8 protein-coding genes are annotated in these 12116 nt (G+C 40.7%); 1 reads left to right on the forward strand and 7 read right to left on the reverse strand.

What is annotated here, in order from left to right; genetic code table 11:
• Positions 1–117 precede the first annotated feature (117 nt).
• The 3 genes from ABTV71_RS22045 to ABTV71_RS22055 all read right to left on the reverse strand — a co-directional run bounded on the left by ABTV71_RS22045 (position 118) and on the right by ABTV71_RS22055 (position 6204).
• Positions 118–2115: a RagB/SusD family nutrient uptake outer membrane protein gene (locus ABTV71_RS22045; protein WP_433901094.1), complete on the reverse strand. Its 1998-nt coding sequence runs from the start codon at positions 2113–2115 to the stop codon at positions 118–120.
• Between the two features lie 11 nt (positions 2116–2126).
• Positions 2127–5327: a SusC/RagA family TonB-linked outer membrane protein gene (locus tag ABTV71_RS22050; RefSeq protein ID WP_433901095.1), complete on the reverse strand. Its 3201-nt coding sequence runs from the start codon at positions 5325–5327 to the stop codon at positions 2127–2129.
• A 430-nt stretch (positions 5328–5757) separates the two neighbouring features.
• Positions 5758–6204, reverse strand: coding sequence for a nuclear transport factor 2 family protein (locus ABTV71_RS22055; RefSeq protein WP_433901096.1), 447 nt, complete (start codon positions 6202–6204; stop codon positions 5758–5760).
• 180 nt (positions 6205–6384) lie between these two features.
• On the opposite strand from ABTV71_RS22055, the gene ABTV71_RS22060 reads away from it, so the two are divergent.
• Complete coding sequence (locus ABTV71_RS22060) at positions 6385–7377, forward strand: ADP-ribosylglycohydrolase family protein (protein ID WP_433901097.1); 993 nt, start codon at positions 6385–6387, stop codon at positions 7375–7377.
• Positions 7378–7809: 432 nt separating this feature from the next.
• On the opposite strand, the gene ABTV71_RS22065 is transcribed toward ABTV71_RS22060, so the two are convergent.
• From ABTV71_RS22065 to ABTV71_RS22080, 4 genes are all read right to left on the reverse strand, one after another.
• The gene (locus tag ABTV71_RS22065) at positions 7810–8613 is read right to left on the reverse strand and encodes a PDDEXK nuclease domain-containing protein (RefSeq protein WP_433903725.1); all 804 of its coding nucleotides are present in this window, start codon (positions 8611–8613) and stop codon (positions 7810–7812) included.
• Positions 8614–8630: 17 nt separating this feature from the next.
• Positions 8631–8867 carry a hypothetical protein gene (locus ABTV71_RS22070; protein WP_433901098.1) on the reverse strand — a complete coding sequence of 79 codons (237 nt, stop codon included), beginning with the start codon at positions 8865–8867 and terminating at the stop codon, positions 8631–8633.
• A 468-nt stretch (positions 8868–9335) separates the two neighbouring features.
• A complete protein-coding gene (locus ABTV71_RS22075) occupies positions 9336–9926 on the reverse strand; it encodes a DUF3267 domain-containing protein (RefSeq protein WP_121127241.1) in 591 nt (196 codons plus the stop codon).
• Between the two features lie 219 nt (positions 9927–10145).
• A complete protein-coding gene (locus ABTV71_RS22080; RefSeq protein ID WP_433901099.1) occupies positions 10146–10994 on the reverse strand; it encodes a TraB/GumN family protein in 849 nt (282 codons plus the stop codon).
• Between the last annotated feature and the right edge of the window lie 1122 nt (positions 10995–12116).

The raw sequence follows: 12116 nt of genomic DNA on the forward strand, positions 1-12116 counted from the left end.
ATCAGTAAACAAAAATATCCCCCTTTTCCTACGTAGTCAAGGGGGATATTGAGTCAAAAAGAGGGATATATTCGTATTTGTGTAATAATGAGATGACACATATCCCTTTTTATATTTCTACAAGCCGGTTGGGGCAGTTCCACTGATCAGTGACCATCCTGGATTTTGATAAATAACAGAGTTTTCTGCTGTTCCATCATCCGAAGCCAACTGGAAATGCTCTGTGGCAATGGGTGCGAGGTAATGCGCCATGGCAAATTTTACACCGGTATAAGACAGGGCATTGCTTCGGATCTCCAATGGTCTGAGGTATTCACTCCGCGCAGGATCTGAAACGACAGATTTATCATCGGTAGCACCATAAATCAGCTGTTCGGGTTTATACCATTCTTTCATCGGTCCCCAAAGTTTAAAACCTTCAAAATGGTCTGCTGTTGTAATCAGCTGGTCCATTGCCCGCCAACGCTTAAGATCCATCCAACGCAGACCTTCCGCCATAAGTTCGCTTCTGCGTTCGCGACGTATATTGTACAATGTTGGTGATACAAACTGTCCTGCAGAATACGCGCCCCAATCTTTCTTTTCTTTATCCATTTGCGTTGCCGCAATGGTCGCATTGAAATCTGGATCGACCTTAGCCCGCGTACGCAGTGCGCGCCAATAGGCCTGTGCCTTCGTATCTAAATTTTGATTCTTTTCATAACAGGCCTCCATGTAATTGAGGTAAGCCTCGGTGGCTCGGAAGGTAATGCTACCCGTAAATCCCTGACCGTTGAGCGTTTGTAAACCGTCGTATGAAATACCCTTACGTATGGTATAACCCGTTGTATAACGTCTTTCCCAATCGGTATCGTAAACAGTCGGTGTGGGCTCAATAAGGGTATAGTGCGTACCTTGTCCAATATTGACCAATACATTCTTTTGGCCAGGCTCTTTTAAAAACAATTGTAAACGACCATCGCGATTCTTCCGAACATCTGCAATGTAATCGTCGCCCGCATAACCGCTGCCCGTGGCGTAAATAGGCAGTCCATTGGACATCAGGAAGCTTTCGACAAGGCCGCGTGTCAAACCAACCGCATAATTTCCGCGTTGAGCATAAACAGGCACATTATGTGTCACCAGGCTTTGATTATATTGACGCCACAGCAGTACTTCACCATAACCCGACATATCCACTGCGCCGAACATACTGAAGTACGGATTCTCATTGTTGGCAGATTCTATTATTCCGGTATTATTTTCCAGTTGAATATTGTCAGCAACAGCAGAAGCCGATTCCATGGCCTGCGTTAAAAAGTAGTCGATTTCTTCGGCAATACTTCCGGTTGGGAATGCATAGTTGCTATTGTATGATTTTGCAGCTCCCGGCCAGTTTGGTCCTTTAGGGACGAATGCTGTTCCGCTGAAGTATTTGAGCCATGTACCCTCATACAAAGCCACTCGGGATTTGAAAAGTTGCGCGACATTTTTTGAGATCCGCTGCTTCTTGCCGTCAGGCGAACTTTGGTTCAGCAAGGTAATTGCCGAATCCAAGTCAGAAAGAATAAAACGAGCCACTTCATTTCTTGGCGAACGCTTACTTGCTTCCACCAAAATATTCTTATCCTTATCCGACATCACATTGCGAATAATAGGAAAATCACCCAAGGCCTGCAATTTCCCAAAGTAAACGTAGGCCCGTAAAAAATAGGCTTCACCGATATAATGTGATATATTACTTGAGTTTCCGAGAATACGATTTTCCTTCCATTTGGGAACCACCGTATTTATAAAATAATTCATCTGATAAATACTTGAAAAATCCCAGTCACCGCCATTCGATCCTACGCGCCATTGGCCCGGAATAAACTTGTTATCGAGTGTAGGAATAGCCATATTGTCTGTGTTTCCGTCGATGCCGAAAGTGCCAAATGACCAGTTGCCGTGCGAAGGAAATAGTCCAGCATATTGATTTACGGTATAAGCAGCAAGTTGTGACTCCTCATCCAGATAAGCTTCGGGTATAATGGACGAAGGGGGTGCAATATCCAAATATTTATTGCAGGAAGCTAGACCTACCAAAGCGACGAGGCCTAATTGCATCAATCTAAAAATAGTACTATTGAATTTCATAATGAATCGACTTAAAATGTAACACTTAAACCTGCAGACCATACTTTTGTCAATGGGTAAACGGTTCCGTTGCTTCCGCCATCAATAGTTTCGGGATCAAACATTCCCGCTACACTTGAGCCGGTCCAGATATTTTCTCCGGAAACGTATACGCGTAAACGCTCCACACCAAAACGTTTGGTTGTTTCTTTCGGTAAGGTATAACCCAGCTGAATATTTTTTATGCGGATATAGGCTGCATTCTGCAAAAAGCGCGTCTGCGTCTGTTGGTTTTTGGAGGTACCAAAAACAGGACGTGCGTAATATGCATCAAGATTTTCACCCAGGGGATTATCTGCAGTACGGAAATAATCAAGATGATCGACCAAGCCAGTTGACCACCATTTTGAAGTTGCTCCCCAAAAATAGTAGCCACCTTGCCAATAGTCGCGTTTCATGACACCTTGCATGAAAATACTAAAGTCAAAATTTTTGTAGTCCGCATTCAGATTCAATCCAAAGGAGTAACGCGGTGTGCTGTTTCCAATCACACGACGATCACCTGGATCGGCCTCTGTATTACTTCCACCATCTATTTTTCCGTCTCCATTAAGATCAGCATACATGATATCTCCTGCCCCCCATTGTGTTCCTAATGCATTTTGTCCACCATTGGGCAAGCTCGCCAGATGCTGGCTCATCTGTTCTTCTGTTTTGGCAATACCAAGGGTTTGATACCCCCATATTTCATCCAGCTTTTGACCTTCACGATAGGTTGATAATGCCCCTATTGCGTTAGGATAGCGTGTTACTGTTGTGGTATAATCAGACAAGAGGAACTTTGCTCCATATGCAAAACCACTGGCAGTACGGTCATTCCAGCCCAGGGTAGCTTCAAATCCTCTTGTTTTTAAATCGGTATTATTTGTTTGAGGAACTTGGGTTCCTAATGTATTAGGCAACTGCGGAGCTGGGCCGACCATATTAAATGTTTTCCGTTCGAAGACCTCAAAAGATCCAGAAAGACGGCTATTTAAAAAGGCGAAATCGACACCTATGTTCTTCGTATTGATAGATTCCCAGGTCAATAAAGCACTTACGAGGCCTGGAGCCGATGCAGAATTTGGTCGTGCATTATTGATCAGCCAAGCCCCATTGGCTGTACCCGTTGGTTGCGTGACATAAGTCGGATACCAGACATCGGTATTCTGATTACCTAGCTCTCCGTAGGAAGCTCTTAATTTCAGCATATTAATAAATGGTGCCGAATCTTTAAGGAAGTTTTCTTTGGCGATGTTCCATCCTGCAGAAACTGAAGGAAACCAGCCCCAGCGGCTATCGCTGCGGAAACGTGATGAACCATCATAACGCAAATTAGCTTCCAATAGATATTTTTCAGCATAGTTGTAATTCAATCGGCCGAAGAAACCCGCTGTTGCCCATTTTTGATATTCACCAGATACAGAAGGCACTACTGCTTTTCCATTGATGTCTGTGCCGGAAGTCAGATTCAATACCGGTTGATCCGGGATAATGATTCCGTCGCGTTGCACACCGAGATTGCGATAGGCCGTGTGTTCAATCTGCCCACCGACCATAACTTTAAAATGATGGTCGCCCCAGCTTTTATCGTAATCAGAAAAGATGTTGATGTTATAATAGTTTTCCTTTAAACCAAATTCGTAGACATTGGATGAGTTTTTATACAGATACGGATCACCATTCACGTCATGGTTGTAAAGACGCTGCGAATCCCAATGACGAAATTGAGTTGTGGTCCTATAGTTAAAATTACCGGTTGTACGCCATCCTTTAATAGGTTCGAGGATCAGTTGTAACTGTTGGTAAATGTAATCCTTACTTGATTTATCCTGTCCGCCCTCTTTCATGGCAAGTGCAGGTGAGGGAGAACTGAATAGGTATCCATTCGGATCATACAATGGCAGCGTTGGCCAGCCCTGTCTGCCTAAATCATCATAAAAACTATTGGTCAATGCTGCAGGACGGTCGTAGTCTTCACGCACCAATCGCGCATTGTAATTTACCTGAAAGATGTCAGATACTTTAGAATTGATTTTAGCCGCAACAGAGTAACGGTCGTAATGATCCGTATTGAAGGCCATCAACCCTTGTTGTTTCATGAAATTGCCGGAAAGGTAATAAGTTGTTTTTTCGGTTCCACCATTGAGACTTAGGTTGTGCTCCTGGGCAAAAGCCTGATCCCGATACATGACATCGAACCAATCGTTATTGTCGTTACCATAGGCATATCCTTCAGCCCAGTACAATTTATTGTTGGGATCGACTATAGTCGAATTTTTCAGGCTTCCGTTTTGATAATCCAAGATGCGCTGCAGATGCTCCACGGAGAAATGTGGTGAACCACCCGCGTTGACTTCGGCCTGATTGAAATATTGAGCAAAAGTGTAAGAGTCCATCATCTTCGGCATCAATGTTGGGGCATTCATACGGAAGCTATTATTATAATTTACCGAAGTACGTCCGGCCTTTCCAGATTTTGTGGTGACCAAAATAACCCCAAAAGCGGCTCTAGAACCATAGATTGAAGCAGCACCGGCATCTTTCAATACAGACACACTTTCGATATCTTGTGGATTTAATGCCGCCAAAGAACCTTCAGAACCGTCAATTAGGACCAATGGTGCCGAAGAAGAGGTTCCGATTGTGCCCGTCCCCCGGATATTAATGGATGGATTGGTTTCCATCGTTCCCGAGTTTTGGGAAATATTTAGGCCTGGTGCCAGTCCTTGCAGTGCCTGGATAGCATTTCTTACAGGCCTATTTTCCAGCTGCTTGGCATCCACAACCGCAACCGAACCAGTCAGGTTTGTTTTTTTCTGCGAACCGAAACCAACAACCACCACTTCATCCAAAACATCTCCTTCGGAAGCATCAAGTTGCACATTAAGCTCGTAGTTCCCTTGGCTGATCTGTTTGAGCTGACTGAATTCAAAGCGCTGTTTCGCATAACCTAGAAAGGTAAATTCTAATGCCGTGACTGTGGCAGCACTGAGCGTATATTTTCCCTGTGTATCTGTTTGCGCCTGCACTGTGGAACCGATATTTTTGACGGTCACTCCGGCCAGTGGCCTGTTATTTTGGGTAACCTGGCCCCGTACAGTTATTGACTGCGCATAAGTCTGCTGTAAGCTTAAAAGTAAAAAGCAGATACAACTAAGCCAGCACTGTGTGAATACTATTTTCCATTTCATAAGTAAAACTGTTTAGTGATTAAATAATATTTTGATGAAGAGTAGCATGGCAATATGAGTCGCCATATTGCGTTCCATTAGGAATTCAAGGATCAAATAATCCACTTTTGATTGGTAAATTCATCATAATTAAACTTGGTTATTTAGCTGTTTTTGAGTTTTAGCTAGCTTACTTTCCCTTCACCCGCTTTTTGTGCGATTTGGACGGGGCATTTAGCTAATCAGGCAAACACTCTTGGTCATTTAACATCATTAACACAATAAAATGTCGTATTGACACTTGCAATATTATCAAAAACGTTACGCGGGAAGGGGGGTAAAATCTTCTTATTTTAAGGGGTAAATTCGTCAAATTAGGCTTTTGACCTCAAAAAAAAAGCCGCATCTCCCGACGCGGCTAAACAACCTATATATTTAATTATAATGACTTCTATTTATATGAATTGATCGATTTGGATACTTTCCAATCATTGCCCAAACGCTCCAAAGTGACAAGATCAATCTTGGTAAAGTTTTCAAATTTCAAGGTCACTTTAGCCACCATATAATCGGCAGACTCTTCGATAATGTTTGTAGTTACTGTACAGTTCAATTTCTCACCTTTTTGTTTTTTCAAAGATTTGACCACTGCTTCACGGCTGTGTGACTGTGCATTTGTTGATTGAATTTTTTGGCTGAAGTCCCCGGCAAATAATTGCTCTACTCCTGCTGATTCGCCTTCGGTAGTTACCGCAACGTAGTGCTCCAAAGCGAAGTCTGCAGTTGAAAGGTTAAGGTTTGCTTTTGTTGTTTTTGCTCCAGGTCCTTCAGCGGCCATAGTAAATGTAGATACTGCGATTAAAGCTGCTGCTGCGAATTTTTTTACTAATGCTTTCATAATGTCTTTTTTTATTGTGTTAGTTTTTTATCTGTTCTTATTTGTTGACTCAAAACTACAACACAATACTCCCCTGGCCTATGGGCTTTAGACCAACGATCGGGAAAACTCGGTGAATGGCGGAAATGAGGAGGTGAATATTTTTTATTATATTGATATGAATCAACGATCAAATTATTTATGAACATACAGTCTAATACATCTGCTAGTCAAGCGAAAAATAAAATGTATGGAGCATTGTTTGGCATTGCGGTTGGTGATGCATTTGGTGTACCATTTGAATTCAGGTCGAAAGAAGAAATGCTAAAAAATCCAGCTACTGAAATGATCGGATTTGGCAGCCATAATCAACCTATGGGTACCTGGTCGGATGATACATCTTTAACGTTGTGTCTTGCCGACTCGCTGTTAGGTGGATATGATTTGGTAGATATCTCCAAAAAATTTATAGCCTGGCAGGAAGGTAAGCTGTGGACAGCAAGAGGAGAAGTCTTTGATATTGGTATCACGACGGCTAAATCGATCGGTCAGCTTAAAGGTATTATCGAATCCGGGCAAGTCGGAGAGCTACATTTGCTAAAATATCGGGCAAGAGAACAAGACAACGGCAATGGTTCGTTAATGAGAATATTACCACTTTTATTTGAAATCAAAGGACTTAGCCCGTCGGAACAATTCGAGAAAATTTGGGAAATTTCAGCATTAACACATAAGCACGTGCGCGCTGCAATGGCATGTTTTATCTATCTTAAATTAGCCGAACTCATTTTGTTAGGTTTGGCCAAAGAGCAGGCTTATGCTGAAATGCGGAATCAAATTTCAAAGTTCTGGGCGGACATCAATTTTCCCGAGTCAGAAATAATTCATTTTAATAGCACCATCTTGCATGACATCCGATCTAAGACACATAATGAATTAAGGTCCAGCGGTTATGTGATCGATAGTCTAGAATCAAGCCTATGGCTTTTTATGGAGAAAGATAACTATAAGGATACGGTATTATCAATTGTAAACCTTGGTGAAGATACAGATACCGGGGCTGCGATTGCTGGGGGATTAGCAGGTTTGTACTATGGGCTGGAAAGTATACCTGAAGATTGGCTTTTGAGCCTCGCCCGCTATGATGATATCAAATTGCTGATAGAAAAAATAGCGAGGAGATATTTGGATTAGAAATTCGATAATAATGTCTAACAAGTAAAAGCTTATTTCAAACATGTCAATTTAAAGCATCGAAATATTTATTTTTAAAACTATTTTAGATCTGCTATTGTTCTTACAATACAAAACGGCAACAAGCTCCTTTCAAAAGAAAGGTTCATCATAAAAATTGGCGTCGTACAGTGAAAATCCAATAGTCTTTAAAAACATTGGATGACGAAACAAAAAAGAGGAAACGATAGGAAACATAAAAATTACTGTACAAAAAAAACGCTAAGAGAAAGGGTCTGATGAGAATCAGGCCCTTTTGACGTTAAAACAATGCTTCACAACAAAAGCCGCATCTCACGACGTGGCCTTAAATAAACATATGATTCACTAGGGATAAGCCCATTAGGAATATCTCAGCTGGCCACTCGTCATTAGGTACCTATTTGTAAGCGTTTATTCAGACTTCTCTTCCTTTTCTGTGGCGTTTATTTCGATCAATACTAAGGTCTGTAGTTCTTCTTTTGGCAATAACAATTGATATTCTGCAACACCAATAGGTTTATTAATATCCTGCAATGCTATTTCTACATCCAAGTGGTCTTTGTCTGCACAAAGAATAATGCCGATAGACTGATTTTCACTTTCACCTTTTTCTAATTTATCGAGTAAAGATAGGTACAAATTCATCTTGCCGACATACTCAGCTTTGAAGCTACCAACCTTCAATTCAATAGCAACCAAAGAACGTAGACCTCTGTGAAAGAAAAGCATATCTACAAAGTACTCTTTGTTGTTATATTCCAAGCGATATTGATTGCCGATAAAAGAAAACCCTTTGCCCAGCTCTAATACAAAAGCCCTGATCTTAGCGATCAAGCGCTTTTCTAATTCCAGCTCTTTTACTGGTTCAGTAATTCCCAAAAAACCTAAATTGTAGGAACTTTTGAATACTTCATTTGCATATTCGGCACTTATCTCAGGCAGAGTGCTATCGAAATTATGTGTTTTCAGTTGATTCGCGACTCGACTATAGCTGTCCATCTTAATCGCATTGAGCAATAAATCCCGAGACCAGCCTTTTACTACCGCTTCATTGGCGTAAAACATAACCTCCTCTATAGTTTTTATTTTATCTAATAATAGTAGATTATGTCCCCAGGGCAAAACTGCTACGCTCTGTAGCAGTTTTGTATTTTGCCGATAATAACGTTCATAAAAACGCTTCATATTCCATAAGTTGCGCGGCGACAGTCCCATATCAGGAAACTCACTTTTCAGGTCAACAGACAATTGTTGACTACACCACTACCGTATCCTTCCTCCAGTTTTTTCTCTGAAAGCAGTCTTCCTAAATTCCAATACATGGAATTCGCTGCGCTGTTGATCTGCTTTGCAATTAATGTTCGGTTGCTACGGATTTCTGCGACAGCTTGTTGCAATATTTCGTTATAGTCTAAATCGCTTATTTTAACACCGCCGCTCATATCACGTTTTTGAATATGCTTACTCATATACTGCTAATCCTAATTTTTCTTGTCCTTGTGCCATTTTTTTATGAAGCCAAATCCTCCATCAATGCCAATTCTTTAAAAAAACGTTCTTCCTAACTTAACTCCCAAAATTCGTCGTCGTTAAAGATCATCCCAATAAAGGTCTCTTCAACAAAAGAATATAAAGATAGTAAGTATTTTTCTATCAGCAATCAGACTCAGAAGAACCAAATCCGAGTCTTTTGCCCCTTTGATGAAAAATAGTATTTAATTATGCTCCTACTCATTCCAAAGTTTAGAAACAATATTCTTGAATAAAGCAGGTTTGAGAACTTAACTTCTAATCGAATTAATGATCACTTCTTATTACCAGGCTTACTACTAATTATTCTCCTAAACACAAAAGAAGTCATATCTTCCGACATGGCTTCTATAGTGAAAGTCCCAAAACCATCAGGTCATGGATTTTGAACCAACAGCAAACCAGGCTTATTCATCTTTTTTATAGATAAAACATCCTGCTTCGGAGGGGTGGTCGAGAACCAAATTCCGCATGTCTTCACGCCATATGAGCTGCACGATCATAAAATCTCCGGCTGCGGAAACGGTAAAAAAAATGGCAAACAGCAGGATATTCACATTTCCGCTGTACCAAGCATAAATGGCAGGGATAATCCCTAATATAATGAAGGGCATCAATGCGCCGACAATATATTGACGGACAAGAAGTGGCTCCTTACAGTGGCAATAGGGTGTCAGCATTTTCATCAAGACACCAAACTTGATTGATTTAAACCCCTTCTTGGTGTAACAGGCCCAGGTGATCCCATGGATCAGTTCATGCGCAATGATACCAAGGATCACCACCAGTATACCTATCAGGACCGAAGTGATGGAGGTAATTTCTAGCATATCGATCATAAAAACAAATGGCCCATCCTCCCGGCCCCAAATCAGGTAAAACGGTAAAGTATATAGGAGAATAACCGGAATAAATAGAAACAGTGCAAAGACATTGGCTTTATACAGATCAATAAACCGCTCTTCTTTGCGGTAGCCCGGAATTGATGCTATATCCATATAGTGTTTATAATAAATGGTTTATAATATAAAATGATGCCTCCTAAAAATAATACAAATTTTATTTCCAGCCAAACCTCCCCAATCAAACTTCATCAGTATCGGGTTCTTTTTACATAAAATAGCCACACCTTACGGTGTGGCTCCCCAGTATATATTACTTATTTTGATGGTTTCAAGGTATTAATTCTGAGTTTAACGGCCGGCCTGGGTTCATGATCACTCAACGGCAGTAACGGTATAGCCAATTTTACGAAGCAGAGTAATCAGCCCTTTATCCCCAGCAAGGTGCCCTGCACCAACAGCGATAAAACAGGATTGATCTTTGATCATCTTGGGTATGATAGCCGTCCAGTTCTCGTTCCGCTCATTCAGCAGTTTTTCTTTTTGTTCGTCAGTCATCCAGGTAGGATCCTGAATCAGGGCGGTCAACGCACCCAGATTTTCTGTTTTATAGGCTGCCACCATTTTTGCGGTCAACGCTGGATATTTATTCAGTTGATAGACCGATTCCATGAACAGCTTGGGGGTAATGATATCTTTCAGCAATGCAAACTGCATATCGATCGTTTCGAGCTCCCCGATAACCTTCCCTTTGGCAGTTGCGATGGCCGACAGTTCCATTTCATAGGACTTCATCTTTGTTGGATCAGTACAATTGAACCCTTTCATCGTAAATAAAGAGACCACCGCAACGGGAGACACATAATCCAAAAGCTTAATGGAAAGATCTTCTGCAGTTAATACACTATCCATTTTTTGAACTTCACGGTCAGAGAATGTCTTTATAAATGCAGTATCCGGTGCACTGTAGGCTCGTAGTTTCTGGGCATTGTCCGGATTGGAAAGGTCCACCTCAAAAACGACTTCTTGGCTTTTGTCCAGGGCATCAAGGCATTTTTGCTTGATCTCAAAATCATCCGGGCACAGCATATGTACGGTACCGAACAGGTAAGATTCTTGCTTGAGGCCATTTCCGGTAATTTTCCACAACATGGAGTTTTCCTGGGCAACTCCGCTAGAAACAACGAAAAAAAATAACAATTGTAGGATCAGCTGCTTTTTCATTTATATAGATTAATGTTAATTATTGTTATACGGTTTTATCTTGCTGCACCATGAAAACCATCTTTAATTCCTTGAACAAAATCGGCGCTATTTAATAATATACAGATACAGCATATCACAACCACAAGTATCATCAGTAATTTTAACAGATTTTTCCTTTCCATAATTTAAATTTGGTTTATTTTTACATCAAAACTTTTCAAATTCAACGGATGCCTCATCCGTCAAGGGCTATAACTATCAAACAATATAACGAATTAATTTAAATTTACTGAAAAGATAAAGACAAACCATCTAATTAATTTTGCATTACACTATTTTCAACACCACAACTACAGATATCCATTGAGATATAGCAATTGGTCTAAGTCTGCTGACTCTCTCTTAGCCATTAAGGCAACATAGTGCGCTAAAGCAAAGTCTGTTGTAGAAATGCTAACGTTTGCTTTTGCTGATTTTGAACCTGGTCCCATAGGCTGCCGTAGCGAATGTGGATACTGCGGTTAGGGCTGTTGCTGACGAATATTTACTCCAATAAAACTATTTCAAATCGACTATTGTTCTTACTATACAAAACGGCTACTAGCTTCCTTTCGAAAGAAAAGACCGACATAAAAATTGGCGTCGTACAGTGAAAATCCAATAGTCTTTAAAAACATTGGATGACGAAACAAAAAAGAGGAAACGATAGGAAACATAAAAATTACTGTACAAGAAAACGCTAAGAGAAAGGGTCTGATGAGAATCAGGCCCTTTTGACGTTAAAATGTACAGGTACTGGATCAAAACACTGAATCTAAATGACATCGCTACTGATGCCCGAAGGACTATAGCATATTCCAGATTTTAGAAGTCGCTAATTTAGATCTGCATTAAAACCGATAAATGCAGATACCAACTTATCCCTAAACACAATTTTCAATCAATTTTTAGACAGTGATTAATCACTTGTAATTCAGTATACATTGAGTAATCACTGAGCAAGCACTGAACGATCACTGAATAAACTCTGTTCAAATGACGAATTTGATCTCTCTTTGAATCCCATTTGCTGCAAAAAAAATTAAAAGAATGGAAGGAGCTAAAACAGAAAAAGCCACATCCGGAGATATGGCTTCACAA

It is taken from the genome of Sphingobacterium puteale (genome assembly GCF_050986225.1).
GTDB classification, from domain to species: Bacteria; Bacteroidota; Bacteroidia; order Sphingobacteriales; family Sphingobacteriaceae; genus Sphingobacterium; species Sphingobacterium puteale.